Source organism: Bacillus paralicheniformis (assembly GCF_001042485.2).
Classification (GTDB): domain Bacteria; phylum Bacillota; class Bacilli; order Bacillales; family Bacillaceae; genus Bacillus; species Bacillus paralicheniformis.
This window is the reverse complement of the sequence record NZ_LBMN02000019.1, coordinates 18,606-43,929: the sequence shown is the minus strand read 5'-3', so window position 1 is coordinate 43,929 and position 25,324 is coordinate 18,606. Positions and strand designations below refer to the sequence as shown.

Here is a 25,324-nt window from a genome sequence, read left to right as displayed (position 1 = left end):
AAAAAGGAGGCTGCCATGAAGATTGCCGAAATGACGACAAACCGCATCGCCGTGCCGCTGAAAAAGCCGTTTAAAACGGCGCTTCGAACCGTCCGCACCGCAGAAGCCGTCATTGTCAAACTAACGGCTGAAAACGGGATGACAGGCTGGGGCGAAGCGCCTCCGACTGCCGTTATTACCGGTGAGACGCTTGACAGTATTGAGGGGGCAGTCAACACGATATTCGCACCGGCGCTCTCAGGGCGCAACTTGCGAATGACGGAGGCGATATTTCATGATATCGACAAGCTGATTGTTGGAAATACAAGCGCAAAGGCTGCTGTAGAAACAGCCGTCTACGATTGCTTGGCTCAGCTTTGCGGTCTTCCCCTGTATCAATTGCTGGGCGGATACAGGCGGGAGATCGAGACGGATTTTACCGTCAGCGTCAATGACCCGGAAGAAATGGGGAAAGACGCGGCCCGTTATGTAAAAGAAGGGTTTCGTACGCTCAAAATTAAGGTTGGAAAAAACGACATGGCAACAGACCTCGAACGAATCAGGGAAATCCGCAAACAAGCGGGTGCCGCTGTCCGGATCCGCGTGGACGCCAATCAAGGCTGGACGGCGAAACAGGCTGTCAAAGCGATTCGGAAAATGGAGGATGAGGGGCTTTCGATCGAGCTTGTCGAACAGCCGGTCCACCGGTGCGATCTCGAAGGCTTGAAACAGGTGACAGATGCCGTCGATACGCCAATTATGGCGGACGAAAGCGTGTTTACCCCAAGGGATGCTTTTCACGTGCTGAAAACGAGAAGCGCCGATCTCATCAATATTAAACTGATGAAAGCGGGCGGCATCCGCCAGGCGCTGAAGATCAACGCCATGGCAGAAGCGTGCGGAGTGGAATGCATGGCCGGAAGCATGATCGAGACAAGGGTCGGTATCACAGCAGCCGTCCACTTCGCAGCAAGCCAGAAAAATGTGACAAAATTCGATTTTGATGCGCCGCTCATGCTGAAGGAGGATATTGTTGAAGGCGGCATCCGCTATCACGGAGGAACGATCACGATACCGGATGCTCCCGGACTCGGTATCACGAAAGTCAACCATTGAGAGGGGGAAGACGAATGAGCCTTTATACGACAGCCGTCTCGGTCGCCAATGTCTGGACCAGTCCGGAAGCACCGCGCCGCATTGACCGGTTGATGCTGTCAAATCCCGTACATGTGAGAAGCTGGCTTGACGCATTGTCCTTCGATGAGCGTCTTGAGCTGTGTACGGCAAACCTTGTTCAAACACAGGTGCTTTTCGGAGAAGATGTGCAGCTTATAAAAGAGCGGGGAGACTGGGCGTTCGTCATCATTCCCGGGCAGCCGTCTGCAAAAGATGCCCGCGGCTACCCGGGCTGGATACCAAAGGAATGCCTGGTCGAAAAAAGCCCGGCGAAGTCTGAGACAAGCGCCGTCATTCAAAAACCGACGGCTTTTCTATATGATGACAAGAAAATGAAAGTTCTTGAGTTGAGCTTTCTCACTAAGCTGCCCGTTTTGTCTTCGGACGGTATCTGGTTTGAGGTTGATACACCGCTCGGCCGCAGATGGCTGAAAAAAGAAGATGCGGATATCGAAACACCTGTAAAAGGCAGCGGAGACGACATCGTTCAAACCGGTGAGGCGTTTTTGAACCTGCCCTATCTTTGGGGAGGAATGAGCGGTTTTGGCTACGACTGCTCAGGATTTGTCTTCAATATGCTGAAGGCGAACGGCCGCTCAGCGCCCCGCGATGCCGGCGATCAGGCGAACGGCGGAGAAGAGGTGTCCTTCAGCAGCCCGAAGCGGGGCGATCTACTGTTTTTCGCATATGAAGAAGGCAAAGGGCGGGTTCACCATGTCGGCATTTACCGCGGAAACGGAGAGATGCTTCACTCTCCAAAAACGGGAAAATCGATTGAGGTCATACCTCTTAAAGGCACAATTTATGAAAAAGAGCTGTGTGCCATCAGGCGCTATTTTTAATTCGAACGGGGGGATTGGCATGCAAACGGGCGCTTTATTGAAAGTCAGCCGTCTGAAAATGCACTTTGACGCAGGAAGGGGCAAAACGGTCAAAGCGGTCGACGGCATTTCATTTGATATTAAAGAAGGAGAGACGTTCGGGCTCGTCGGAGAATCGGGCTGCGGCAAGTCGACTTCCGGAAGGGTGCTGATGCGCCTTTATCAGCCGACAGAGGGCGAGGTTACATATCGGGGGAAAAACATCCACAATTTGAGCGATGATGAATCATTCCAGTATAACCGGAAAATTCAAATGATTTTTCAAGACCCCTATGCTTCACTAAATCCGCGGCTAACGGTCAGGGAGATTATGACAGAGCCCATGGAAATCCACGGCCTGTACGGAGGGAAAAAGGCGCGTCTTGAAAAAGCGGACGAGCTTCTGGAAGCAGTCGGCCTGCACAAAAGCTTTGCCAATCGCTATCCCCATGAGTTCAGCGGTGGACAGAGGCAAAGAATCGGCATCGCCAGGGCGCTTGCGCTTGAGCCTGAATTTATCGTCGCTGATGAGCCGATATCTGCACTTGATGTCTCCGTCCAGGCGCAAGTCGTCAACCTTTTGAAAAAGCTGCAAAAGGAAAAAGGGCTCACGTTTTTATTTATCGCCCACGATCTTTCCATGGTGAAGCACATCAGCGACCGGATCGGCGTCATGTATCTCGGGCACATGGTCGAGATCACCGACAGCGGCCGACTTTATCAAGAACCGCTGCATCCTTACACCCAGGCGCTTTTATCGGCTATCCCGATTCCCGATCCGGATGTGGAAGATAAGCGGAAACGAATCATACTGAAAGGCGAGCTGCCAAGTCCGATCGATCCGCCGAGCGGCTGCGTGTTCAGAACGAGGTGTCCCGCCGCGACGGACATTTGCGCCGCCAAAAAACCGCTCTTAAAAGAAGCCGATGACGGTCATTTTGTCGCCTGCCATCTGTATGACGGAGATGTGAGAAAAGAGGACGACGGCCTGAAGGTGACACTGCAGGCGAGGTGAAGCAAATCCCAGCATAATTCGTGCTCTCTATAAGAATAATAACAATCAAAAAGGAGACATGAAGATGCTGGAAGATAAGACGTATAAACTGGGTTTGGCTCTCTCCGGCGGCGGATTTCGCGCCGGATTTTTTCATATTGGAGTTTTGTCAAGGATGGCTGATATAGGCCTGCTTCGTCACGTTGACTTGATTTCAGCAGTTTCAGGAGGGTCAATCATCGGTACACTGTACTACCTGCGTTTAAAAAAGCTGTATGAAAGTAAAAAAGGAGCTGAAGTAAAAGATGAAGATTATCAAAATATGATGGTCGAGATACAAAACGATTTTCTCAGAGCAGTCCAGTGCAACATCAGACTTCGCACCTTTACTAACCCTTTGAAAAACTTGAAAATGTGTTTGCCAAACTACTCGCGCAGCGACTATGCAGGCGAACTTTTTGAAAAATTCATGTTCAAACCAGTGGGTGCGTTTTGCGAATGCAAGCGATGTATCTACATGCACGATTTAACAATAAACACGACTATAAAAAATGCGAAAATTCCCAAGCTATTGATGAATGCCACTGTTTTAAAGAACGGCCATAATTGGGTATTTACCAATTCGGGAATGGGGGAAATCGATAGGGATAAAAGTCTTTTGTTTGTTGATGGAAATTTCAAATTGGAACGTGTCAAATCCTATCAAGACTTATGTAAAAGTAACTGTCATTCACGGTGTGAAGAACAAAATAAACGGAAACGCGGACCGTGCAAGCATAGTTGTTTCAGGCTGGGCCATGCTGTTGCTGCTTCAGCAAGCGTCCCTGGAGTCTTTGTCCCCCTTGCCATCAGTGATCTTTATGAGGAAGGCATTCGGGTGCAGCTTGCTGATGGGGGTGTTCATGATAACCAAGGGATTAGTACTCTGTTGAGTGAGAGACCTAAGTGCACTCATTTTATTATTAGTGATGCGTCTAAGCAAATGGAAAGCGAAAAAGAACCGTCCACGCATATCCCTGGAGTTGTGGGGCGAAGCGCCAGCATTCTCGCCGATCTGGTGAGGGAAAGATTTCAGGCCATATGAAAAAATACCATCGCACGACAGCATTGTTGCACTTGAAAAAGCGGCTGTCAATTGACTCGATCCCGATCAAAAATCAAGAAAGACAAGGCTGCTCGTTTAAAGGGCCTTACCACACATACGGTGTCAACGAAGAAGTTCAAAACCTGCTTTCAAAAGTCCGGACAGATCTTGACTCTTTTTCTGAAGTCGAAGCCTACTCATTAATGCTTGACGGGTACAAAATGAGCGAGTACGAGTTTAAGCGATCCCAAATAAAGGATCTTGCCGCGAAGTCTCCTATAAAACCAAAGAATTACCGCTTTTTCGAAATAGATAGCTGGCTTACGGCAGAAGAGATTCATCCATATTATAAAAGGCTTTTAACAGCTTCAAGCAAAACGTTGTTTAAACCTTTTAGAATAAACAGAGGTCTGGGGAATATCGGCATTTTAGTTGCGGTATTTATAGGAATTATGCTTATGCCTAACATCGAGATTCCTTCTAATATATCCTTGCCAACAGTGCTTTTCATTTTGCCAATTTTGTATGTACTTCTTTTAAAAGCAATATATACCGGTCGACTCAGAAACCCTGCAATCAAAATTTTGTTTAAAATTGTTCCTGCGGTATTGATCGCTTTAACGGGATTTATCTTTGTGAATATGTACCTTCTAGTGTTTGATAAGCTCTTCTTATACTTTGGCAGTATGCAAAAGTTAAAAAGAAAAGCGTAAAAAAGAGCCTTCATTCTGAGGCTCTTTTACGTACAGCTACGCTCAATCGGCAATGTACAGCATCTGAAAGACCCGCCGGATTTTATGATCTCGGATAAGTCGATTTCGATGACCGTATAGCCCCTTTTTCTGAGCTCCTGATTCACGTGGCGGTTAACAGGCAGGCTGATCACGGTTTTATTGCCGATGGACAGAACGTTTGTACCGAGTTGGAACTGTTCATCATCCGTAATTTCAATCATCTCATAGCGTTTTTTCAAGACGTCGTATTCTCTTTCTCCTAAGGCTTTTGGATAGACAAGCGCTTCTGTCGGCGAAAGAATGTTGAAGACGCAATCCAGATGAAGGAACGTTTCTTCAAACGGAACCGGTATGACTTCATAAGAGGGAAGCCTGCGCTTCAGTTCTTGGACGGCCGAGAACGTCGTTCTGTGGCTGATACCGGCATATATGGTATTTTGGTCGACGAGGATGTCGCCGCCTTCGATTTGATAGCCTTCATTAAATGTGGCCCAGGAGATCTGTTCTTTTGCCAGCCATTCCTGCAGGACGTTTTCTTCGCCCTGGCGGATGTCGGCTGATAGCTGCGCGGAAAACACAGTGTCTCCGATCGTAAACCCGATATCGCGCGTGAAAACCTGTTCCGGAAATTGGCTTAAAGCAGGCAGAATCACGACTTCAATACCCCGGCTCTCCAATTCTTTTATCAATGTATGATGCTGGCGGACGGCCAGCGTTTTATCGATATTATCTTTTTGAAAATACTTTTGTGTTTCATTGATCACTTCTGCAATCTCCATATATTCCGGTCTGCATAACACCACTTTTTTTAAGACGTCGTATTCGCTTGTACAGCCCGCCCCGCGGTTTTTTTTCGATAATGCTGAGTCCATTTTGATTCCCCCGTCCTCTCTTTAGTCATTTCATTATTCCCTTCCCGCAGCGAGAAATAAACCTTTTAGCCAGAAAATCTGACAGTCAGCCGGATAAAAAAGTTTAGACAAATGAATTCTAATAGTGTTTAATATAGAAAAAATCCACTTTACAAACGCATCTTAGTAGACATCAAAGGAGTAATGGATGATGAATGGACCTGAAAAGAGATACTGCAAAGAATCAAAAGTTGTCAAAACAAGCAGGGTATTTCCGCTTGATACGAACAATCACAACACCTTGTTCGGCGGCAAGCTGATGAGCTATATCGACGATATCGCTTCGATTTCGGCAGCGAGACACTCGAGGTGTGAAACCGTGACAGCTTCCATGGATTCCGTCGATTTTCTCGAACCGATCCGCCAGGAGGATTCAGTCTGCCTTGAATCTTATGTGACATGGGTCGGCAGAACGTCAATGGAGGTATTCGTCAAAGTCATTAAAGAGCATTTGCTGACAGGCGAACGAAAGCTTGCGGCGACATCCTTTTTAACCTTCGTGGCGCTTGATCAGGACGGCAATCCTCAGGCCGTTCCCCAAGTTGTACCGCAGTCTGAAGAAGAAATCATGCTGCACCAGACCGCCCGGCAGCGCGCCGAAGAACGGAAAAACCATCGCAAACACAGCAAAGCACTGGCTCAGGCGCTGGCTGTTGACAAACCTTGGTAAACATACGAACAAAACCCCGGCTCAGCATCAGTTTGCCGGGGTTTTGCTGTGCAATGAATACACAACCCAATATTTGTTCAAAATAAATGACAAAAAACGGAAAGAAGTTTTGGGTGAAATGCTTGAATTTGTATGGACTTTTTTAGCCAAACCTGCTTTAGTGTTCTCTATAGCTTATATTCTTTTTCGAATCGCAGGGAAGAAAGCAGTTTCGCAAATGACGAACTTCGATCTTTTGCTGACATTTGCGATCGGAACGATCATCAGCGAACCGATTCTTACTTCTAAAATCTCAATGTCCATTTATTATGCCCTTTCCTTTCTGATCTTCTATTTGTTGATTGAAAAGCTGTCATTACACAATAAATGGCGCTGGTTTCTTGTCGTCAGCCCGACTGTGCTGATTCGAAACGGCAATATTGATGAAGGGGGATTAAAAAGAGAGCGGCTGACCGTCAATGAACTGCTCGGCAAATTGCGCGAAAAAGGCTATGCCGATCCGAAAGATATCGACATCGCCCTGATTGAAGAATCGGGCCAGATCAGCGTGATTCCCAAATCGGAAGCGAGGCCTGTACAGCCGCGGGACCTCAGCTTGGAGACGAAGCGGAATTTCGTGCCGATTCCGCTTATTTTAGACGGCGAAATCATCGAACACAATTTAAAATACTTGAAAAAAACGAAAGAATGGCTGTTTCAAAAATTAGAGGATCAAGGGATTAAGCAAGCGATGCTGCCAACCATTACGCTCGGCACCCTGAACGAAAAAAATGAGATTATGATTGATAGGGAAGATCCCGGCAGCCCGTTAACTGATGATCCATATCTTTATAAACCGGGGCAAGACCATTAATTTTCGCCGAATAGGCGATTTTTTTATTTTGTGTTATTTCAGAAAAATATTAAGAGTCTGTTCTTTGCTACATCTGTAAAATGAAACGGGTCATATGTCATGAAAGTTGAAAATGGTGTCACAAAAAATAGGAGGAAAATATGTTGTTTTCTGTATTTTTATAGCATATATTAGTTTTTGTGAAAAAATTTTGATGGTAGGTGCAATTGATGAAAAGGTTTTTTAGTGTAATAATTTTGGGCGCCCTGCTGCTGCTCGGCACTTCTGTGCCAATCGAAGCGGCAGACTACGGACGCGACGTCCTCGGCTCAAAAGACGGCTGGGGCGCTTATGGAAAAGGAACGACCGGAGGCGCTGACGCTTCTTCTGATCAGGTATATACGGTCAAAAACCGCAAGCAGCTTGTTGAGGCATTAGGGGGAGACAATAAAAAGAACAGCGAAAATGATACGCCGAAGATCATCTATGTGAAGGGAACAATCAATCTTAGTGTTGATGATGACAACAATCCTTTAGGCTATGAAGATTATAAAGACCCTGAATATTCGATCGAAGCGTATCTCAAAGCTTATGATCCGAAGAAATGGGGGAAAAAGGAGCCGTCAGGAAAGCTTGAAGAGGCAAGGCTCCGCTCCAAAGACAATCAGAGGGAGCGTGTCTTGATCAGAGTCGGTTCAAACACGACGATAATCGGGCTCGGAGATGATGCGAAAATCGTCGGCGGAGGCCTTTATGTCAAAAACGCGGAAAACATCATTATCCGCAATATCGAATTCGAAAACGCGTACGATTTCTTCCCTGGCTGGGATCCGACGGATGGGAGCAGCGGAAACTGGAATTCAGAATATGACAACCTGCTGATTGAAATGTCCAAAAATATTTGGATCGACCACTGCTCATTCAATGACGGAGATCAGCCTGATGAGCTGAACGAAACGTATTTCGGGCGTGAATTCCAGCATCACGACGGACTGCTGGATATCAAAAAGCAGTCGGATTTTATTACGGTATCCTACAGCATATTTTCAGGACATTCTAAAAACACGATTATCGGATCAAGCGACAGCTACAAAGCAGACAACGGTCATTTAAGGGTGACATTCCACCACAATCTCTACGAAAATATAAAAGAGCGGGCACCGCGCGTCCGCTACGGAAAAGTGCACATTTACAACAACTATTTTAAAAGCACGAAAGACAGCTACAATTATTCATGGGGTGTAGGCTATTCTTCAAAAATTTATGCTGAGGACAACTACTTCGACCTGCCGGAAGGAACGAAGCCTCAAAAATTGATGAAGGTCTTTAAAGGTGACGCTTTATATGAAAAAGATACGGTCGTAAACAACCAAAAAAGCGTCGCAAAAATCGATGTTGTCAGCACATACAACAAAGCAAACAATGCGTCTGTCAAAAAATCGGCCGGCTGGAAGCCGACGCTGTTTGAAAAAATCGACGACGCAGAAGATGTGCCGACAATCGTTGAAGCGCAGGCAGGCGCAGGAAAACTGAAGTAATATACGCAAAGCGGACATGGTGTCCGCTTTTTTTGTTCGGGTATCTTGCAATACAAAATACCATATGTTATGATTCGTCTATCTTGTATTGCAAGATACATAAAAGAGGTGGCTTATGAGTTCAACGCAAATGCTGAAAGGGATTTTAGAAGGATGTCTGCTTGCTGTCATATCCGAAGGGGAGATATACGGCTATGAAATGACAAAGGTGCTTGCAGGATACGGTTTTTCGGATATCAGCGAAGGAAGCATCTATCCGATTCTCCTGCGCATGCAAAAGGAAAAATGGGTGGAGACCGAACTAAAACGGTCGGCGAGCGGCCCGAAGAGAAAATATTACAGACTGACACCCCTTGGCGAAGCGGAGCTTCGATCGTTCATCGGGCGTTGGAAGGCATTATCCGGGAACGTCAATGCGCTGCTCGAAAAAAAACTGAAGGAGAAGTGAAATCGTGCTATCAAAAGACATGCAAAACGTATTGGACGACATGAGATTGTATTTAATGTCTGTAGGAAAAAGCGACAAAGAAATCGAAGGGATCATGAATGAGCTGACAGTTCATGCCTTGGAAGGGGAAAAGGAAGGAAAAACCGTCCGGCAAATTTTTGGGGATTCTCCCAAGTCATATGTTCAAGCACTGTCAAAAGAGCTTTCATCAAGGCCTGGGGAGATCGCCAAGTTGTTCTTTGCCATTTTGATCGGCGCGATATCCTATTTTATATTCAGTGACGCCGTGAACGACAGCCTCAATTATTCGGTCTATGTACTGGCAGGCTATCCGCTTTATATTTTGCTGGCAGCGGCTATGTTACCGCTGTTGGGCCGCGTTTCAGCGTTTAAAGGGAAGAAAACGGCCTTCATGTATACGGTGATGTACACCGCTTTGACGTTTTTTCCGATTTTGGCGATTATTTTTATTGATCGGCAATTCGGGACACCTATTCTTTCGTTTGACGGGGGAAGCCGCTGGCTGATTATGGCTCTGTCGTTTCTCGTGATCGTACTTTTGTCTTTCAGGTTGAAAGCTGCAGCCTTGTCCATATTGCCGCTGCTTTTAGCCGGAACGCATTTTTTGTTTCAGTATATGAAGTGGGATTCAGCCGGAGCCATGCTGGCAGAAACTTATATTCCCTATATCGGGCTGTTGCTCGTCATGTTCATTGAGACAAAGCGTGCCAAAAATACGGCTCAATATGAATGAAATACGGAAGAGCATGATATTTTTTAAGGTAAAGACTCTTGCCTTTTGGCGATCACAATGTTTATGATCAGAGCATGAAAGGTGGCCGATATATGGATATGATGTGGGGCTATGTACTCGTCTTTATTTTGGCTGCGATTCCGTGGTTTGAAGTGATCGGTGTCGTGCCGCTAGCGATCGTTGCCGGGCTTAAACCGGTTCCGTCCGCTATTATCGCACTATTCGGAAATCTGTTAACTGTACTGCTGCTTATTTTTTTAATTGACAAAGTGAAGGCGTGGCTTGAAAGAAAACGCGGGGAGCGGGGAACGGAGACCGATAAGCTCTCAAAAAGGAAAAGCAGAGCGAAAAAAATATGGCTGACCTACGGCATCCCGGGCCTTTCTTTCGTCGGACCTTTCTTTATCGGCTCCCACTTAACCGCGTTTATGTGCATGGGCTTCGGGGCCAAGCACAGGCAAACGGCGCTCTGGATGACGGGGAGTCTCACGGTATGGACAGCGGTGTCGGCTGTCGCTGCCTACTACGGTTTCAGTTTCCTCGCTCCTGAAAATGAAGGGCTGCTGAAAAATATCTTTAAACAAGAGGAGTGAAGTTATGCCGTTTTTAAAGGATTTATCTCCAGTTGAAGAGATGGCGCCGACAGTCGGGGTGCTTTTTTCGGCGGTCAATGAAAACATCGAACGGCTGAAATCAATCGTCTCCGGCATCAGCCGGGAGGAGCTGGAATATAAAGGGGAGCATGGCGACAAAAACAGCATCGCCCAGCTGATCTATCATTTAATCAATGTCGATATTCGCTGGGTATACAGGCTGAAGGGAAGCGAATTTCCCAGAGAGCTGGAAGAGAAATACGGGCCGATGACAGATGAAAACGGACGTTTGCCTGAGGTAAAAGGCTTACCCTTATCCGTGTTAATCGAGTGGTATGACGAGGTGCTGGAGATGTTGAAACGCACCGTTAAAGGCTTCTCGGAAACAGACTTGTTGAAGAAGGTTCCGTATGAGGGAGGGTTTTCGACCATCCGCTGGGGAATCTGGCATATGTCTGATCATAACCGCTATCACCAAGCGCATATCCAGGCCTGCTTAGGGGAGTACCGCAAGCAAAACAGTTGATTTTTTCGAATGATTTGGTATGATGCTAATTAGCAAACTTCATAGCGTTAAAGTTTTCTAGGGTTCCGCACATTCGGATGTGGTCTGGTCCGAGAGAAAACACATATGATTTGTTCATATGCACACGGAGGGATAAAAGCCCGGGAGTATCGTTTTCATCGATAACCCGGGTTTTTTCTTTTGCTGAAAATGAATTGGAGGGATTTTGATGAGATGGGGCAGTGTCATACTTGCAGCCTTGTTTGAAATTGGCTGGGTCATGGGGCTGAAACACGCTGATTCGGCTCTTGAATGGATCGGCACGGCGGCGGCCGTCGCGATGAGCTTTTATATACTGGTGAAGGCGGGAGAGAAGCTGCCGGTCGGAACCGTGTATGCCGTATTTACCGGTCTCGGCACAGCGGGAACGGTCGTCTGCGAAATCGTCTTGTTTCATGAGCCGGCAAATATCGCCAAGCTTGCTCTGATCGGTGTTTTGCTATGCGGCGTGATCGGCTTGAAGCTTGTAACAAATGAAGAGAAAGGGGAGGCGTCATAATGGAATGGATCTGCCTCATCGCCGCCGGTATACTGGAAATGCTCGGCGTGACGATGATGAACCAGTTTCATAAAGACAAGCGGCTGAGATGGATCTTATTGTTGATCATCGGTTTTGCCGCTTCGTTTTTCTTGCTATCCCTTGCGATGGAGACGCTGCCGATGGGAACGGCGTATGCAGTTTGGACAGGGATCGGCACGGTTGGAGGTGCGCTTGTCGGCATCCTGTTTTACGGAGAGCCGAAAGACGGAAAACGCATCTTTTTCATCGCGCTCATTTTGGGATCAGCCGTCGGACTGAAACTGATAAGCTAGAGTCCGGCCCGTGCACTTCATGGCAAATGGGCGTCCGTAAATTGATTTTTCAATAAACTCCAGTATAATGAAAAGATAGTTTACGAATTACAAGCAAAGAGGGTTTTACGAAAATGAATGCATATATGAAACAGCAGTTATCGCAATATCAGGAAATCAATAACGATAAGGCCCGCCTTCTGGTCAGCTGTCCGGATCAGCCTGGAATCGTCGCCGCCGTTTCTTCCTTTTTATTTGAAAATGGCGCGAATATTATTGAATCGAGCCAGTATACGACAGACCCTGAAGGAGGCCGGTTCTTTCTGCGGATTGAGTTTGAAGCCGAAGGCATCCGCAAAAAGATCGAACAGATGAAAGCGACATTCGCCACTGTGGCGGAGTCCTTCCAAATGACGTGGAGCATGAATTTGGCGAGCGAGCTGAAACGCGTCGCTATCTTCGTTTCAAAAGAGCTTCACTGCCTGCATGAACTGCTGTGGGAGTGGCAGAGCGGCAATTTGATGGCGGAAATTGCAGCGGTTATCAGCAATCATGAAGATGCAAGAGAAACCGTTGAATCGCTGAATATTCCGTTCCTTTACATGAAAGCGAACAAAGACATCCGTGAAGAAGTGGAAAAACAGCAGCTGAAATGGCTTGAAGAGTATCGTGCGGATGTCATCGTTCTCGCCCGCTACATGCAGATTTTAACGCCTGATTTTGTCTCGGCTCATCCGAACAAAATCATTAATATTCACCACTCATTCCTGCCGGCTTTTATCGGAGCGAATCCGTATAAACGGGCATATGAAAGAGGCGTTAAACTGATCGGAGCAACATCGCATTATGTGACAAACGAATTGGATGAAGGACCGATCATCGAACAGGATATCGAACGGGTCGACCACAGAGACAATGTGGAAGCATTGAAAAACATCGGCCGCACGATTGAGAGAAGCGTTTTGGCAAGAGCGGTCAAATGGCACTTGGAAGACCGGATTATCGTGCATGGAAACAAGACGATCGTCTTTAATTAAATTGTTTGATCTCCCTCTTGACAGAGGCGTTTTTCCTAGGCATAATAATAAAAAATCACGAGCGTTGAAGAGGGCCAGTAAGCAGTTCTTTCTGTGAAAGAGAGTGAAATGGCATGCTGAAACATTTCACCACATGAAACCTGCTGAACCTGCCTCGGAGTCTCAGGGGGAAAACCTGGGCGCATACCCTGGCGTTAAAGGGGAAAGAGGAGTGCGCTTTTTTCTCGCGCATTCAATGAAGGTGGTACCGCGGAAAGCTCTTTTCGTCCTTTTATTTGGACGAAAAGGGCTTTTTTTGTTGGCTTCTGCCAGATCATCTCGGAGGGAAAAAACGTGAAAAAACAACGGATTGTCATTAAAATCGGAAGCAGTTCATTAACCAATTCGAAAGGCAGCATCGATGAGGCGAAGATCAATGACCATGTTCGGGCGATAGCTGCTCTGAAAAAAGAAGGCCACGACGTCATCTTTATTTCGTCCGGCGCTGTCGCTGCGGGATTTTTACAGCTCGGCTATCCCGCGAGGCCTGTCACGCTAAAGGGGAAACAGGCTGCAGCGGCCGTCGGCCAGAGCTTGTTAATGCAGACATACATCAAGCATTTTGCAGACCGCGATATCAAGCCTGCGCAAATTTTATTGACAAGAAACGATTTTGCCAAACGGGAACGGTATCGAAATGCATATGCGACCATTATGGAACTGATTGAACGGGGGCTTGTCCCGATTATTAATGAAAATGATTCGGTATCTGTTGAAGAATTGACGTTTGGGGACAATGACATGCTATCCGCCCTGGTGAGCGGACTGATTCATGCCGACAAACTCATCATTTTAACGGATATTAACGGCCTCTATGATTCGAATCCGAATGAACATCCTGATGCCCGCCGTTTTGATTACATTCCCGAAATTACGGACGAACTTTTGGGCTGCGCCGCATCCGCCGGTTCAAAAGTCGGGACGGGCGGAATGAAGTCGAAGCTTTTGGCGGCAAAAACCGCTCTTTCACTCGGCGTCAATGTTTTCATAGGCGCCGGAGAGGGAGATGATAAGCTGATTCAGATTTTAAAAGGAAACGGGGACGGCACCTATATCGGCCAATCCGACCTGTCTTCCGTCAACAATCATAGACAGTGGATCGCTTTTCACTCTCCTGTCTCAGGGAAGATTACCGTTGATGAGGGGGCTGAGCTGGCGATTATCGAAAATGGCGGCAGCTTGCTGCCGGCCGGCGTAACAGCAATATCCGGGGATTTTCCGAAAGGGGCGGTTGTCGAAGTTTACGGACCGAACGGCTTGGCCGGAAAAGGCCAAACGCTGTACTCCGCAGCAGAACTTGAAGAGGTGAAAGGGAAACGAAGCGATGAGTTCCATCATGAAGAAGGGATAGAAGTCATCCATCGAAATGATTGGGTAAGTATTAAAGAATAAGGGGATGAAAGAATGAGCGAAGTGATTGAAAAAGCAAAAAAGGCTAAAGTCGCAAAAGAAGAACTGGTTCATCAGCCGACTGCAAAGAAAAATGAGGCGCTTTCCTTCATCGCCGAGGCGCTCCGCTTTAAGCAAGATGAGATATTGGCAGAAAACGAGAAAGATATCGTTCGCGGCAAAGAAAAAGGCTTTTCACCTGCGCTGCTTGACCGACTTGCCTTAACGCCGGAGAGACTGAATGATATGGCAGACGCCGTCATGCTGCTCATCAAGCTTGAAGATCCTGTGGGGGAAACGCTTGAAACGATCCGCAAAGACAACGGGCTTTTCATTGAAAATGTCAGGGTTCCGCTCGGAGTCGTCGGCATGATCTACGAGGCCCGGCCGAATGTAACGGTCGACGCCGCGACCCTCTGTTTGAAAACGGGAAATGCCGTCATCCTGCGGGGCAGTTCATCAGCCATCAACAGCAATCAAGCGCTCGTCCGCGTAATCAGAGAAGCGCTCGAACAATCTGCGCTTCCGCAGGATGCCGTTCAGCTCATTGAAGATACAAGCAGGGAAGCGGCAAAACAGCTGTTCACTTTAAACGACGGCTTGGATGTCCTGATTCCGCGAGGAGGGAAAGACCTCATTGATATGGTGGTGCGGGAATCCACAGTGCCTGTCCTTGAAACAGGCGCGGGAAACTGTCACATATTCATTGATGAATCGGCTCGGTCCGACATGGCCGAGCAGGTTGTAATCAATGCCAAAACGCAGCGTCCTTCTGTCTGCAATGCGATTGAAACGGTGCTTATCCATAAAGACTGGGCGAAGAAGCATACGACAGCGCTGCTTCAAAAGCTTGAAGAAGCAGGCGTTGAAATCAGGGGAGACGAAGCTGTATGTGCGCTGCTGCCATCTGCGGTTCCTGCTCGCGAGACCGACTGGGAAACCGAGTTTCTTGCGCCGGTTGTCAGCATCAAAATTGTCGCCGGAATCGATGAAGCCATCCGGCACATCAGGCAGTACGGCACGCGTCATTCGGAAGCGATTCTGACTGAAAATCAGGAAAACGCCCGGTTTTTCTTAACGTCTGTTGACGCTGCAGCGGTTTACCACAATGCTTCCACGCGTTTTACGGACGGCTTTGAATTCGGCTATGGCGCCGAAATCGGCATCAGCACGCAAAAGCTTCATGCAAGGGGGCCGATGGGCCTTAAAGCGCTGACTTCTTCTAAATATATCATTAAAGGAAACGGGCAAATCCGGATATGAAAGTGAAACATCCTGTCTTGACATGCAGACAGGATGTTTTTTTGTTGCGTTTTCGTATTTAATTTTATAAAATTTAATTGTGCACAATATAAATTAAAGGAGACGATAAATCATGAAACCTATATTTACCTCGCAAGCTACTGCCAAAGGCGGCAGAGACGGACAAGTCACCTCATCTGACCGCGTCCTTGAACTGGAGCTGGCCATGCCGGGAACGCCAAAAGCCAAGAAGAACGAAAATGCCACCAATCCGGAGCAGCTGTTTGCTGCCGGATATGCGGCATGCTTTGACAGTGCATTGCAATTGACCGCCCAAAAAGCGCGTCTTCGAATGGAGACAGAGGTGACGGCAAACGTCAGCCTTCTGAAAGATGAAGCAGATGGAGGCTATAAGCTCAGTGTCACGCTGCAAGTAAAAGGAACCGGCGTTGAACAGTCGGAGCTCGAAAAACTCGTTCATCAAGCTCATACCGTTTGTCCGTATTCAAAAGCGATTTCCGGAAATGTTGATGTCAGCCTTGAAGTCATTTCTTAAAAAAAGGCGCCTTCATATCGAAGGCGCCTTTTTGCTGTCTTTACAGCGCATCTGTTTTTTTCGTCAATGAAGCCAGAAGGGATTCAAGCGTTTGTTTCAAGTTCTTCAGTTCGCCAGCCGACAGATCGGTCTGGGCGATCATGTGTTGCGGAATGCTGCTCGCTTTTTCCTGAAGTGCCTGGCCGCCTGCTGTCAGTCTGACGACCACAGACCGTTCATCTTCAGGTGACCGCTCCCTTGTTAAAAGCCCGTGCTGCTCCATCCTCTTCAGCATCGGCGTCAGTGTGCCGGAATCGAGATAAAGGAGCTTGCCCATTGTTTTGACGTTTAATTCCCCGTGCTCCCATAATAAAAGGAGTGCGAGGTACTGCGGATACGTAATATTGAGTTTATCAAGCAGCGGCTTGTAAAGCTTCGTCATTTCACGCGAACTGGCATAAAGGAGAAAACAAAGCTGTCTGTCAAGCCTCATATGTTCAAATTCGTTTGTCATCGTTTCACCAACTCTTTTTTATGTTCCTTTTTATTGTATAAGATTTTTCGTTTTTTTCCCATTGTTCTGCAGAAAACCCGAAAAAACAAAAACGGATGTTTAAAAAACTCATTTTGTGAAATATAAAGAGTAGAGGAAAAAAACGTAAGGAGGAATCAGGATGACTGCATTATTTACAGCAAAAGTCACGGCAAAAGGCGGAAGATCAGGACATGTCACATCAGATGACGGGGTTTTGGATCACAACATTGTCATGCCAAATGAAAAAAAAGAAGGCGAATCAGGGACAAATCCTGAACAGCTCTTTGCGGCGGGATACGCGGCATGCTTCGGCGGCGCATTGGAGCATGTCGCAAAACAAAAAGGCATTAACATCGATTCTGAGGTTGAGGGCCATGTGAGCTTGCTGAAGGATGAGAGTGACGGCGGTTTTAAAATCGGCGTCAAGCTGATCGTCACCTCAGGCGGGGTAGACAAAGAAAAAGCGAAAGAGCTGGTCGAAGCCGCTCATGACTTTTGCCCTTATTCAAAAGCGACGAGAGGAAATATCGACGTCAGCCTTGAAGTAAAATAAACAAACGGGAAAGATGAAAACGAGAAAGCAAACAAAGCTTGTTTGCTTTCTTTTTTAGAAAGGAGCAGCAAATGGCATATCTTAAAAAAGCGCTTGTATTCGCCGTGCTCTCTGCCGCCTTCGTCCTTGCAGGATGCGGAACCGGAGCGAAGGAGAACAACGGAAATCAACCCTCGGCTGATACGGCCAAACAGAAAGCGCCTGATTTGAAAACATATTCTCTTGACAAAAATATCCGGTCTGAAGAAGATTTTGATTTGATAGGCAAGTATGTTCATGCCGAAGACGACCAAATCACGCTCGAAATAAAGGATAAGGAACTGATTGTCCCGAAAAGCAGCCGTTTTCACAGCGAAGAAGACCATGATGACTTAATCGGGAAGCTTGTGAAGGTAGAGGTGGACGGAAAAACGCAAGAAGCCGAAGAAGCTGAGCTCATGCCGCAGTCAAAAGCCGACCAAAACGGCGTATATGAACAGGAGAATGACGGCAGCCGAAAAATCATTGCCGCGTTTGTCAGCGAATCGGAACAAAACATTACAATCAAAACAAAAGCAGGGGAAAAAACTTATCAGAAAACAGCCGATTTTGAGAGGGATGTCGCCGAAGCACCTGAAAAACTGAAAGGGAAAATCGTCAGGCTTGAAATTGAAAAGGATGGAAAGGCGGAAAGCCTTGATTTGGAATCTGAAGATCAAAAGCTTGAATGGTATGAGCCGTCAGCTTCAAAATGAAAAAGCTTCCTTCATCAGGAAGCTTTCTTTATTTTAATATTCCACTTTTTGATCGGTCGTTTCCCACGTGAGAAAGGGTTCAAGCTTTGCTTGAAGGTCCATTTTATAAAAAGGAATTGTCCGTTCGCTTTGCGTTTTTGTGATTTCTTCATAAATAAAAGAATCGTCAAAACCGGCCGATGCGGCATCTGAATGCTGAGCGGCGAAGTAAACTTCCTTCGGTCTCGCCCAGTAGATGGCTCCCAGGCACATTGGGCACGGTTCGCAGCTTGTATAAAGAATGCAGTCGTTCAGCTGATAATCGCCAAGTGCTTCACAGGCGAGCCGAATAGCCGTTACCTCAGCATGCGCGGTCGGATCATTGCTTGTTGTGACATTGTTTTTTCCCTCGGCAATAATTTGGCCGTCTTTGACAATCACAGCGCCAAAAGGTCCGCCCGTGCCGCTTTTCACGCTCTCCACCGCAAGGTCGATTGCGCGCTGCAAAAATGTTTCATGATTCATTTCTGTATCCTCCTTGGTTGTCCTGCCTTCTTATTATAGCTGATGAATCTTGTAAAATAAACGCGCATCAGAATATTCAGTATGTTTGATTTCGAACGGACCATCGCATACAATGAATGCTAGAATGATGAACGGGGGATGATGTTTTGCTTACATTGTATATTGCAAGACACGGTCAGACGGAATGGAATATTGAAAAAAGAATGCAAGGCTGGGAAGACTCCAATTTAACGGCTTTGGGGCTGGCAAATGCAAACGCCCTCGGCGAACGGCTGAAAGATGTTCAATTCCAAGCCGCATATTCCAGTCCAAGCGGCCGGGCTGTTGATTCTGCGCGGGCTATGCTGCAGAACCGCAGTGTTCCCTTTATAACAGACGACAGATTAAAAGAAATCTCGATCGGCCGCTGGGAAGGAAAAACGTATGATGAGATCAAACAAAGCGATCCTGACTTGCTGGAAGCGTATTTTAATGCGCCTGAAACATACATGCCTGATGAAGGGGAGAGCTTTTACGATTTTGAAAGACGGGTCAGCCGGGTGTATGAATTCATTCTCCGCCGCCATCGGGAAGGCAATGTCCTCATTGTCAGCCATTCCGTGTTTATTTTGATGCTTTTGAATCTGTTAAAAAAGAGGCCGGTCAGTGAACTATGGAACTCCAGCTATGTTCATGACACAGCTCTTGCAGTTGTAGCAGTTTCTGATGATGGAAGGGTCACAATCGAAAGAGAAGGAGACGGAAAACATAGAGTAGAAGCAAAGAATGCCACCTGGTAGGCATGCCAAAAAGCCTGATTTCAACAATCAGGCTTTTTGCGTGTCGATAAACCCTTGCAGGCCTGCAAAGGCGGTGCTCACAGGATCGGCGGCAAACCATCCAGGCGTCCTGCCTGAACGCCGCTGTCATCATATCCTGTGAAAGTCCGCTCCGAGCCTCTTAGCCGGAATACATTTTGGCACTGAAGCTGTGGAGCGTGGCAGCGGAAATCGTTTTGTTTTTTGAAAGACAAACGGTTTTGACATCTGCCGCATCTGCTTCCGCTTTTTTTCCGAAAAGGAAGACCGTAAGAGAAAGAGGGCCTTTTGCGATTTGCTGATACGCCAGAAGGCAAAGGTTGTCGGCGATTGTGCGGCTGATCATGCGGCGTGCTGACCACAGCTGCTGCTGTCCCTCTTCATCTAACTGAATATATGCTGCGGCTCGTTTTTTCGTAAAGAGTCCTGACAGGCCGTTTTGTTTGATCTGCTTCATGAGAGCGAGCGGTTCAGACAGCGGCGGCGCGGTCAGTCTGTAGCTATCAGGGGAACATTTGGCCGCAGCCAAAAAAGACATGATCGGCAGGTAGCCTGCCAGACGCCCGCCGCTCTGGAAGAGCTTCTTTGCAAGCATTTGATCGGTCTTTTTCATGCGGATTTCTGTAAAGTGCAGAAGATGCTGCAAATCATCGAGCGTGTGTAAAAATCCATTGAGTTCATGTTCCATTTCGGATTGCGCCTGATCGATCCCGTATGTCCTTGCTGTTTTCACGCTGGAGAAAAGAACATGAAAATGGCGGTTCAAAAGGTTTATTAAATCGCTGATTCGCTGGTGGGAATAGCGAAATTGGCGGGCGAGCGCGTGCAGATCATTGATGTTCAGCCGGATCGTCATGTCAGCTCCTCGGCTTTCAGCTGAAGCCGCTCAATTTCTTCGGACGCCTGCTCCTTAATGGCCCTCAGCCTGTCATACACGCGCGATTCCGCCCGGTCAAGATCGTCCAAAAGTGCGTCATACATTTCGCGCGCCTGTCCGCGCCATCCGTTGATATACATTTGGTGTGCTTTTAAAATAGAAGAACTTTCCTGCCTCAGCTCATCAATGGCGGCAGTCACTTCTTTTACGTATAGCTGAAGAGAGTGAATGTCTTCCTGATATATTTTTCGTTTGATTTTTCGTTCTAACGCTATTCCATCGTCAATCACTACATATTTTCCTTCCCTTCCATCATCTACTACAAATATGTTAAAAGAAAAGGATACGGAAGGAAATCGTACGAATGAATCAAAAGTCTTAATGATTTTTGGGCGGACATACCTTATATAACGGTTCTTTCGGCCTAAAAAGGGCTGAGGACATGAAAAGAGCCGCCCGTGTGAACAGGCGGCGTTTGTGTTGGATTTTTTGTGGAATTAAACAGTCTGAGCGAGTTTGCCTCTTGCTTGTTTGGCTGCTTCAACCATATGTTTAAGCGCTGCGATCGTTTCTTCAGGCTGTCTCGTTTTTAAACCGCAGTCAGGGTTTACCCAGAAGCGGTCAGCCGGGCAGACTTTCAGCGCGTCTTCTATAATCGTGAGCATTTCATCGCTGGAAGGGACGCGGGGACTGTGAATATCATAGACGCCAAGCCCGAGTCCTTTCAGGTAAGGATGCTGTTCCAGATAATCAAGGAATCCGCCGTGGCTTCTGCTGTGCTCGATCGTAATGACGTCTGCGTCAAGATCTTCGATCGTGTCTACAATATCTTCAAAGTTGCTGTAGCACATATGCGTATGGATTTGCGTCGTATCTTCTACTGATGAAGTGGACAGTCTGAACGCTTCGGCAGCCCATTTAAGGTACTCGTCCCAATCCCGTTCTTTAAGCGGCAGGCCTTCTCTCAAGGCGGGTTCATCGACCTGGATGATTTGAATGCCTGCTTTTTCGAGCGCTTCAACCTCTTTGCGGAGAGCTTGGGCGATTTGGAAGGCAATCTCTTTTCTCGGCAGATCATAGCGGGCAAAGGACCAGTTTAAAATCGTAACAGGACCTGTCAGCATGCCCTTGACTTTCTTCGAGGTCAAGGATTGGGCGTAAACTGTTTCTTTTACCGTCATCGGCTCTTTAAACTCGACATCTCCATAGATGACCGGCGGACGGACGCAGCGGGAACCGTATGACTGAACCCAGGCGTATTTGGTAAAGGCGAATCCTCCGAGCTTTTCACCGAAATATTCAACCATGTCTGTCCGTTCGAATTCTCCGTGAACGAGAACGTCAAGTCCGAGGTCTTCCTGAATGTCAATCCATTTCTTTGTTTCTTTCTGAATAAATGCTTCATACTGCTCGTCAGACCATTCTTTTTTCCGCCATTTTTGCCGCGCGCTCCGCACTTCCGCCGTCTGCGGGAAGCTGCCGATCGTCGTTGTCGGCAATAGAGGAAGTCCGAGAGATTCATTTTGGATCCGCAGTCTTTCTTCAAAAGTTGTCGAGCGTTTAAAGTCTTCCTCGGTCAGCTTGTCTATTTCTTCGGCAAAGGCCGAATTTGTCGCTGCACCGTATTGTTTGAGAGCTTGAAGGTGCCCGTGCGCTTCATCGATTTCCGTTTGGATGGCCGCTTTTCCGGAAACAAGTCCGTTCTTCAGCAGTGTAAGCTCCAGAAGCTTTTCTTTTGCAAAAGATAAACCGTTCAAGAGATCATCGGCAAGCTGCTCGTCCGGGTGTTTTGCGACAGGGACGTGAAGCAGGCTGTTTGAAGGCTGAATCCAGACTTCGTCAACACCCGCACTCTGGATCAGCTCAAGCGTCAGGTTCAGGCGTTCTTCGAGATTGGCTTTCCAAATGTTGCGCCCGTCTAAAATACCGGCGGCAAGGACTTTGCCTTTAGGAAAACCGTGCGCTTTTAAATGCTCGAAGTTTTTCCCTTTATCATGAACAAAATCAAGACCAATCCCGGCGACAGGAAACGATATCAGCTCTTCATAAGCGTCAACCGAATCAAAATAGGTTTGCAGAAGGATATTCACTCCAGGGACTTCCTCTGTAATCGTCTGATAGATTTCTTTGACTGCAGCCGCTTCTTCATGTGAAGCCGTCACTAGAGCGGGCTCGTCGATTTGCACCCATTTGCCGCCTTCCTGCTCAAGCTCTTTCAGAACTTGGATGTAAAGAGGTGTCATTTGGCTATAAATATCTTTGATATCTTGTTGTTCATAGCCTTTTGCAAGGGCTACGAAAGTGTAAAGGCCGAGTATGACGGGCTTCGTTTCTGTTCCCAATGCTGCTTTTGCTCTTTTATAATCTTCAAGCGGTTTGTTTCTCGTCACGCGGTATTGTGCGCCTTTTTCAAATTCAGGCACAATATAATGGTAGTTTGTGTTAAACCATTTTGTCATTTCACACGATACAGCATCTTTCGTGCCTCTCGCCATTGCGAAATAAGTATCTAACGGATCATGTACATCCTTGAATCTTTTTGGAATCCAGTTGAACATCACCGCCGTGTCAAGAACGTGGTCGTACAGGGTAAAGTCGGAAACCGGTATGATATCGATTTGCTGATCAAGCTGGGTCTGGAGGGCTGCTAAAAATTGTTCGTCCATTTCTTTTAAAAAGGTCTCACGGTCTGTGTTTCCTTTCCAATAAGCCTCAAGCGATTTTTTCCATTCTCTGTTCAAGCCGATTCTTGGAAATCCCAAGCTACTCGTTTTTACATTTGTCATTCTGGTCTCCTCCTTTAGTGTTCAATAAAAAAAGACACTCACACTTCGGACAATGAGAAGGTGAGTGCCTGAAAACAGCATTTTGCGAACGAGAAATAAACGTAGCGATTGTTACGTCAACTCGAACACCTCCTATCGACCGTAGGTTGATGGTGCGTCAGAACAGGCAGGTCTCCTGGCTCATGAATCGACGGTTATTTCCCCCTTCCCGTATAGAAACAGTGGGTTTTATGAAATAACCTCCTCATTCACAGTGGCGGGACCGCGTCGGATTTTCACCAAACTTCCCTTTTAAAATCTAACCTCGTTAGATTACCATGTTCCCGGCGATGAAATTGTTTAGTAGATTATATACCGTCACGATCTTTTAGTCAAAATAATTTTTGAATTCTTGCAATTAAAAAGATTCGGCCTTATCGATAGCCATGAAAAAGGCCGCCGACATTGTCGGCAGTCTCCTTAGGCTGTTAAAGGGAAAGAAGTTTTGCTTCGCCGGCTTTTTCCGCCAGTACCTCCGGCGCCGACAAATATAAGAATCCATTGCCGATCAGCGCTTTTGAGTAATCAAGAGGAAGCGTGCGGCGGATTAACTGAGCATACAGTTCCGGTTCTGTCAGCTTCCGTTTAAACGCCTCTTCTTCAGCTGACTTGATGAGAGCGAGCGCGCCGCTGACGTGCGGTGTGGCCATCGATGTTCCCGTCAGCTTTCCGTATTGATGATCGGGCAATGTAGAGAGGATTTCTTCTCCTGGTGCAACGAGGTCAATTTCTTTGTTCGCATTTGAGAATTCGGAAGACTCCCGCGTCAATGACACAGACCCGACAGCGATGACTTCGTTGTATGCAGCAGGGTATGAGTACTCCTCTGTACGGTCATTGCCGTCGCCTTCGTTTCCGGCGGCGCAGACGACGAGCACTCCGTTTTTCACGGCGTTTGTCACCGCTTCTTTCAATTCCGGAACGTCGGCAGGTCCGCCGAGCGACATTGAAATGATATCGGCTTTTTGTTCGACGGCGTAGTTGATCCCGTTGATGATCCATTCATAATCGCCGCTGCCGTCTTCACCGCCGAGCACCTTGACGATTAATAGGTTCGCTTCAGGTGCCACGCCGGAGATGCCGCCGTTTTGATCGTTTGCGGCAATCGTACCCGCCACATGGGTGCCATGTCCATTATAATCATGAAATTGATCTTCTTTTCCATTGTCATCATCAGTAAAGTTTCTGCCTCCGATGATTCGGTCTGCCAAATCGGGATGGGTTGCGTCACAGCCTGTATCAAGCACTGCGACAGTGATATCTTTTCCTTTAAAACCTTGTGACCACAGCTCCGGTGCCTTAATCGCATCGATTCCTTCCGGCAATTCGTTCACGTCCATCAGCTTTGTGTCAGTGACATAAGGAATTAATCGCATTTGCATTTCAAAGCCCTCCCTGTTATATGCTGCTTTAGATGGGTTACAAGGTGCGTGATTTTATTGTAAAACATTCACTTTGTTAAAAAAAGGTTCATTTGTATGAATTTTATGAAAAGTTAAAAAATATAGATAATAGAGGAGAAAAGTCGAATAACTGCGAACAATGCTGGAATTGTAAGCGAAAAGACCTGTGAAATCGGCGAAAGGGCGAGAGAATCACTATATATATGAGATTTCGCTTCATCATATTATCCCGGCAAAAGGATATCCTATTATAAAAAGGAGTTGATACAGGGTGAAAGAACAAGAAAACGAAAAAAGAGACGAATTGTCAATCGAGCAGGCGGAGTTTGTGCCGCATCCAAAATATGAAGGAGAATACGCGCTTTTGCTGCACGAAAACTATCACCTGCTGTCAAAGGACGACCTTGAACAGGATAGCGAAAAGTAAGAACGGAGCTCGGCATCTCGGCGAAAGAGCTGGTTTAATTTTGACGAAAAAGGGAATCAACCATAATAGAGAGCATTAAGTTTGCTTTTCTTATTGACAGTTATCCTTTTTTTCTGTAATCTCATTGTGTCCGGTAAATACAGCTCTTCGTTAGGTGAGGCTCCTGTATGGAGATACGCTGCTGCCCAAAAATGTCCAAAGACGCCAATGGGTCAACAGAAATCATCGATCTAAGGTGATTTTTAATGCAGCTGGCATGCTGCCTATGCCATACAGTGCTAAAGCTCTACGATGGAAGGCGTTAGGGTTTTATTTTGTATGGCTTTTAACACCTTCATTTCAATGAAATAGGTGTTTTTTTATTTTTTGAGGAAAGTGAACTTTCCGTATTAAACAAGGAGGTGGAAGTATGGATTCTCCCCATTCGAGGCGGTTTAATCATACGAGAAATATTTTACAGCATCACACATTGATTGATGAGGAGATCCTTATACTTC

The 25,324-nt window shown here is 46.8% G+C and carries 29 protein-coding genes, 3 riboswitches and 1 other annotated feature; of the genes, 22 read left to right on the top strand and 7 right to left on the bottom strand.

All coding sequences use genetic code 11. The features are described 5' to 3' along the window. Positions 1 to 15: 15 nt before the first annotated feature. From ACH97_RS14725 to ACH97_RS14705, 5 genes are all read left to right on the top strand, one after another. Positions 16 to 1,095, top strand: coding sequence for a mandelate racemase/muconate lactonizing enzyme family protein (locus ACH97_RS14725; RefSeq protein ID WP_020451084.1), 1,080 nt, complete (start codon positions 16 to 18; stop codon positions 1,093 to 1,095). Positions 1,096 to 1,109: 14 nt separating this feature from the next. Beyond that, positions 1,110 to 1,997, top strand: coding sequence for a C40 family peptidase (locus ACH97_RS14720; protein ID WP_020451085.1), 888 nt, complete (start codon positions 1,110 to 1,112; stop codon positions 1,995 to 1,997). Positions 1,998 to 2,016: 19 nt separating this feature from the next. Further along, entirely contained in the window at positions 2,017 to 3,030 is a 1,014-nt protein-coding gene (locus ACH97_RS14715; RefSeq protein WP_020451086.1) for an ABC transporter ATP-binding protein, read from the top strand. Positions 3,031 to 3,094: 64 nt separating this feature from the next. Beyond that, entirely contained in the window at positions 3,095 to 4,093 is a 999-nt protein-coding gene (locus ACH97_RS14710; protein ID WP_048350384.1) for a patatin-like phospholipase family protein, read from the top strand. Beyond that, on the top strand, positions 4,090 to 4,806 hold the full coding sequence (locus ACH97_RS14705; RefSeq protein WP_048350383.1) for a hypothetical protein: 717 nt from the start codon (positions 4,090 to 4,092) through the stop codon (positions 4,804 to 4,806). The genes ACH97_RS14710 and ACH97_RS14705 overlap by 4 nt, the downstream gene beginning before the upstream one ends. A 26-nt stretch (positions 4,807 to 4,832) precedes the next feature. Here ACH97_RS14705 and ACH97_RS14700 read toward each other — a convergent pair whose 3' ends face one another. Continuing rightward, on the bottom strand, positions 4,833 to 5,699 hold the full coding sequence (locus ACH97_RS14700; RefSeq protein WP_020451088.1) for a dimethylarginine dimethylaminohydrolase family protein: 867 nt from the start codon (positions 5,697 to 5,699) through the stop codon (positions 4,833 to 4,835). Between the two features lie 190 nt (positions 5,700 to 5,889). Between ACH97_RS14700 and ACH97_RS14695 the strand changes: the two genes are divergently transcribed. The 13 genes from ACH97_RS14695 (at position 5,890) to ACH97_RS14630 (ending at position 16,193) form a co-directional block, all read left to right on the top strand. Continuing rightward, a complete protein-coding gene (locus ACH97_RS14695; RefSeq protein ID WP_023856769.1) occupies positions 5,890 to 6,408 on the top strand; it encodes an acyl-CoA thioesterase in 519 nt (172 codons plus the stop codon). Positions 6,409 to 6,526: 118 nt separating this feature from the next. Further along, the gene (locus ACH97_RS14690) at positions 6,527 to 7,261 is read left to right on the top strand and encodes a DUF421 domain-containing protein (RefSeq protein ID WP_026579830.1); all 735 of its coding nucleotides are present in this window, start codon (positions 6,527 to 6,529) and stop codon (positions 7,259 to 7,261) included. A gap of 209 nt (positions 7,262 to 7,470) precedes the next feature. Beyond that, positions 7,471 to 8,778 carry a pectate lyase family protein gene (locus ACH97_RS14685; RefSeq protein WP_020451090.1) on the top strand — a complete coding sequence of 436 codons (1,308 nt, stop codon included), beginning with the start codon at positions 7,471 to 7,473 and terminating at the stop codon, positions 8,776 to 8,778. Between the two features lie 115 nt (positions 8,779 to 8,893). Then, positions 8,894 to 9,226 (top strand): PadR family transcriptional regulator, encoded by a 333-nt coding sequence (locus ACH97_RS14680; protein WP_020451091.1) that lies wholly within the window; start codon positions 8,894 to 8,896, stop codon positions 9,224 to 9,226. A gap of 4 nt (positions 9,227 to 9,230) precedes the next feature. Further along, positions 9,231 to 9,980, top strand: a complete 750-nt coding sequence (locus tag ACH97_RS14675; RefSeq protein ID WP_020451092.1) for a DUF1129 domain-containing protein — start codon at positions 9,231 to 9,233, stop codon at positions 9,978 to 9,980. Between the two features lie 92 nt (positions 9,981 to 10,072). Then, positions 10,073 to 10,573: a small multi-drug export protein gene (locus ACH97_RS14670; protein ID WP_020451093.1), complete on the top strand. Its 501-nt coding sequence runs from the start codon at positions 10,073 to 10,075 to the stop codon at positions 10,571 to 10,573. A 4-nt stretch (positions 10,574 to 10,577) separates the two neighbouring features. After that, positions 10,578 to 11,099 (top strand): DinB family protein, encoded by a 522-nt coding sequence (locus tag ACH97_RS14665; RefSeq protein WP_020451094.1) that lies wholly within the window; start codon positions 10,578 to 10,580, stop codon positions 11,097 to 11,099. A 46-nt stretch (positions 11,100 to 11,145) separates the two neighbouring features. After that, positions 11,146 to 11,248: riboswitch (guanidine-I (ykkC/yxkD leader) on the top strand. Between the two features lie 59 nt (positions 11,249 to 11,307). Then, on the top strand, positions 11,308 to 11,637 hold the full coding sequence (locus tag ACH97_RS14660; RefSeq protein WP_020451095.1) for a DMT family transporter: 330 nt from the start codon (positions 11,308 to 11,310) through the stop codon (positions 11,635 to 11,637). Then, positions 11,637 to 11,951: a DMT family transporter gene (locus ACH97_RS14655; protein ID WP_020451096.1), complete on the top strand. Its 315-nt coding sequence runs from the start codon at positions 11,637 to 11,639 to the stop codon at positions 11,949 to 11,951. The genes ACH97_RS14660 and ACH97_RS14655 overlap by 1 nt, the downstream gene beginning before the upstream one ends. Before the next feature lie 113 nt (positions 11,952 to 12,064). After that, entirely contained in the window at positions 12,065 to 12,967 is a 903-nt protein-coding gene (purU, locus tag ACH97_RS14650; protein WP_020451097.1) for a formyltetrahydrofolate deformylase, read from the top strand. Positions 12,968 to 13,022: 55 nt separating this feature from the next. Beyond that, positions 13,023 to 13,241 (top strand) — a binding site (T-box leader). A 59-nt stretch (positions 13,242 to 13,300) separates the two neighbouring features. Continuing rightward, positions 13,301 to 14,398, top strand: a complete 1,098-nt coding sequence (proB, locus tag ACH97_RS14640) for a glutamate 5-kinase (protein ID WP_025812022.1) — start codon at positions 13,301 to 13,303, stop codon at positions 14,396 to 14,398. Between the two features lie 12 nt (positions 14,399 to 14,410). Beyond that, positions 14,411 to 15,658, top strand: coding sequence for a glutamate-5-semialdehyde dehydrogenase (locus ACH97_RS14635; RefSeq protein ID WP_020451100.1), 1,248 nt, complete (start codon positions 14,411 to 14,413; stop codon positions 15,656 to 15,658). A 112-nt stretch (positions 15,659 to 15,770) separates the two neighbouring features. Next, positions 15,771 to 16,193: an organic hydroperoxide resistance protein gene (locus ACH97_RS14630; protein ID WP_020451101.1), complete on the top strand. Its 423-nt coding sequence runs from the start codon at positions 15,771 to 15,773 to the stop codon at positions 16,191 to 16,193. Positions 16,194 to 16,233: 40 nt separating this feature from the next. Here ACH97_RS14630 and ACH97_RS14625 read toward each other — a convergent pair whose 3' ends face one another. Next, positions 16,234 to 16,686: a MarR family winged helix-turn-helix transcriptional regulator gene (locus tag ACH97_RS14625; protein ID WP_020451102.1), complete on the bottom strand. Its 453-nt coding sequence runs from the start codon at positions 16,684 to 16,686 to the stop codon at positions 16,234 to 16,236. A gap of 160 nt (positions 16,687 to 16,846) precedes the next feature. Between ACH97_RS14625 and ohrB the strand changes: the two genes are divergently transcribed. Both ohrB and ACH97_RS14615 read left to right on the top strand, forming a co-directional pair. Next, positions 16,847 to 17,260: an organic hydroperoxide resistance protein OhrB gene (ohrB, locus tag ACH97_RS14620; RefSeq protein WP_020451103.1), complete on the top strand. Its 414-nt coding sequence runs from the start codon at positions 16,847 to 16,849 to the stop codon at positions 17,258 to 17,260. A 71-nt stretch (positions 17,261 to 17,331) separates the two neighbouring features. Then, positions 17,332 to 17,994 carry a hypothetical protein gene (locus ACH97_RS14615; RefSeq protein ID WP_020451104.1) on the top strand — a complete coding sequence of 221 codons (663 nt, stop codon included), beginning with the start codon at positions 17,332 to 17,334 and terminating at the stop codon, positions 17,992 to 17,994. A 33-nt stretch (positions 17,995 to 18,027) separates the two neighbouring features. On the opposite strand, the gene guaD is transcribed toward ACH97_RS14615, so the two are convergent. Then, complete coding sequence (gene guaD, locus ACH97_RS14610; RefSeq protein ID WP_020451105.1) at positions 18,028 to 18,498, bottom strand: guanine deaminase; 471 nt, start codon at positions 18,496 to 18,498, stop codon at positions 18,028 to 18,030. Positions 18,499 to 18,644: 146 nt separating this feature from the next. Between guaD and ACH97_RS14605 the strand changes: the two genes are divergently transcribed. Next, positions 18,645 to 19,277 (top strand): histidine phosphatase family protein, encoded by a 633-nt coding sequence (locus ACH97_RS14605; RefSeq protein WP_020451106.1) that lies wholly within the window; start codon positions 18,645 to 18,647, stop codon positions 19,275 to 19,277. Positions 19,278 to 19,437: 160 nt separating this feature from the next. Here the strand turns inward: ACH97_RS14605 and ACH97_RS14600 are convergent, their stop codons facing one another. From ACH97_RS14600 to ACH97_RS14585, 4 genes are all read right to left on the bottom strand, one after another. Further along, positions 19,438 to 20,151 carry a hypothetical protein gene (locus ACH97_RS14600; protein WP_048350418.1) on the bottom strand — a complete coding sequence of 238 codons (714 nt, stop codon included), beginning with the start codon at positions 20,149 to 20,151 and terminating at the stop codon, positions 19,438 to 19,440. Continuing rightward, positions 20,148 to 20,462, bottom strand: coding sequence for a hypothetical protein (locus tag ACH97_RS14595; protein WP_020451108.1), 315 nt, complete (start codon positions 20,460 to 20,462; stop codon positions 20,148 to 20,150). Before ACH97_RS14595 ends, ACH97_RS14600 begins: the two co-directional genes overlap by 4 nt. 207 nt (positions 20,463 to 20,669) lie before the next feature. Beyond that, positions 20,670 to 22,958, bottom strand: a complete 2,289-nt coding sequence (gene metE / locus ACH97_RS14590) for a 5-methyltetrahydropteroyltriglutamate--homocysteine S-methyltransferase (RefSeq protein WP_048350419.1) — start codon at positions 22,956 to 22,958, stop codon at positions 20,670 to 20,672. A gap of 148 nt (positions 22,959 to 23,106) precedes the next feature. Beyond that, positions 23,107 to 23,295: riboswitch (cobalamin riboswitch) on the bottom strand. Positions 23,296 to 23,425: 130 nt separating this feature from the next. Continuing rightward, positions 23,426 to 24,379, bottom strand: a complete 954-nt coding sequence (locus ACH97_RS14585; protein WP_023856779.1) for a S8 family peptidase — start codon at positions 24,377 to 24,379, stop codon at positions 23,426 to 23,428. Between the two features lie 292 nt (positions 24,380 to 24,671). Between ACH97_RS14585 and ACH97_RS23475 the strand changes: the two genes are divergently transcribed. Continuing rightward, positions 24,672 to 24,827: a transcriptional regulator SplA domain-containing protein gene (locus ACH97_RS23475; RefSeq protein ID WP_020451111.1), complete on the top strand. Its 156-nt coding sequence runs from the start codon at positions 24,672 to 24,674 to the stop codon at positions 24,825 to 24,827. 139 nt (positions 24,828 to 24,966) lie between these two features. Then, positions 24,967 to 25,131: riboswitch (M-box (ykoK) riboswitch) on the top strand. Positions 25,132 to 25,324: the final 193 nt, after the last annotated feature.

Excerpts from the sequence above, each read along its gene's own strand:
- ACH97_RS14630 (WP_020451101.1), top strand. The coding sequence starts at position 15,771 with ATGAAACCTATATTTACCTCGCAAGCTACTGCCAAAGGCGGCAGAGAC.
- ACH97_RS14695 (WP_023856769.1), top strand. The coding sequence starts at position 5,890 with ATGAATGGACCTGAAAAGAGATACTGCAAAGAATCAAAAGTTGTCAAA.
- ACH97_RS14680 (WP_020451091.1), top strand. The coding sequence starts at position 8,894 with ATGAGTTCAACGCAAATGCTGAAAGGGATTTTAGAAGGATGTCTGCTT.
- ACH97_RS14660 (WP_020451095.1), top strand. The coding sequence starts at position 11,308 with ATGAGATGGGGCAGTGTCATACTTGCAGCCTTGTTTGAAATTGGCTGG.
- ACH97_RS14655 (WP_020451096.1), top strand. The coding sequence starts at position 11,637 with ATGGAATGGATCTGCCTCATCGCCGCCGGTATACTGGAAATGCTCGGC.
- ACH97_RS14710 (WP_048350384.1), top strand. The coding sequence starts at position 3,095 with ATGCTGGAAGATAAGACGTATAAACTGGGTTTGGCTCTCTCCGGCGGC.
- ACH97_RS14625 (WP_020451102.1), bottom strand. The coding sequence starts at position 16,686 with ATGACAAACGAATTTGAACATATGAGGCTTGACAGACAGCTTTGTTTT.
- purU (WP_020451097.1), top strand. The coding sequence starts at position 12,065 with ATGAATGCATATATGAAACAGCAGTTATCGCAATATCAGGAAATCAAT.
- ACH97_RS14715 (WP_020451086.1), top strand. The coding sequence starts at position 2,017 with ATGCAAACGGGCGCTTTATTGAAAGTCAGCCGTCTGAAAATGCACTTT.
- ACH97_RS14665 (WP_020451094.1), top strand. The coding sequence starts at position 10,578 with ATGCCGTTTTTAAAGGATTTATCTCCAGTTGAAGAGATGGCGCCGACA.
- ACH97_RS14725 (WP_020451084.1), top strand. The coding sequence starts at position 16 with ATGAAGATTGCCGAAATGACGACAAACCGCATCGCCGTGCCGCTGAAA.
- guaD (WP_020451105.1), bottom strand. The coding sequence starts at position 18,498 with ATGAATCATGAAACATTTTTGCAGCGCGCAATCGACCTTGCGGTGGAG.
- ohrB (WP_020451103.1), top strand. The coding sequence starts at position 16,847 with ATGACTGCATTATTTACAGCAAAAGTCACGGCAAAAGGCGGAAGATCA.
- ACH97_RS14615 (WP_020451104.1), top strand. The coding sequence starts at position 17,332 with ATGGCATATCTTAAAAAAGCGCTTGTATTCGCCGTGCTCTCTGCCGCC.
- ACH97_RS14600 (WP_048350418.1), bottom strand. The coding sequence starts at position 20,151 with ATGACGATCCGGCTGAACATCAATGATCTGCACGCGCTCGCCCGCCAA.
- ACH97_RS14700 (WP_020451088.1), bottom strand. The coding sequence starts at position 5,699 with ATGGACTCAGCATTATCGAAAAAAAACCGCGGGGCGGGCTGTACAAGC.
- ACH97_RS14635 (WP_020451100.1), top strand. The coding sequence starts at position 14,411 with ATGAGCGAAGTGATTGAAAAAGCAAAAAAGGCTAAAGTCGCAAAAGAA.
- ACH97_RS14685 (WP_020451090.1), top strand. The coding sequence starts at position 7,471 with ATGAAAAGGTTTTTTAGTGTAATAATTTTGGGCGCCCTGCTGCTGCTC.
- ACH97_RS14585 (WP_023856779.1), bottom strand. The coding sequence starts at position 24,379 with ATGCAAATGCGATTAATTCCTTATGTCACTGACACAAAGCTGATGGAC.
- ACH97_RS14720 (WP_020451085.1), top strand. The coding sequence starts at position 1,110 with ATGAGCCTTTATACGACAGCCGTCTCGGTCGCCAATGTCTGGACCAGT.
- ACH97_RS14670 (WP_020451093.1), top strand. The coding sequence starts at position 10,073 with ATGGATATGATGTGGGGCTATGTACTCGTCTTTATTTTGGCTGCGATT.
- metE (WP_048350419.1), bottom strand. The coding sequence starts at position 22,958 with ATGACAAATGTAAAAACGAGTAGCTTGGGATTTCCAAGAATCGGCTTG.
- ACH97_RS14705 (WP_048350383.1), top strand. The coding sequence starts at position 4,090 with ATGAAAAAATACCATCGCACGACAGCATTGTTGCACTTGAAAAAGCGG.
- ACH97_RS14690 (WP_026579830.1), top strand. The coding sequence starts at position 6,527 with ATGCTTGAATTTGTATGGACTTTTTTAGCCAAACCTGCTTTAGTGTTC.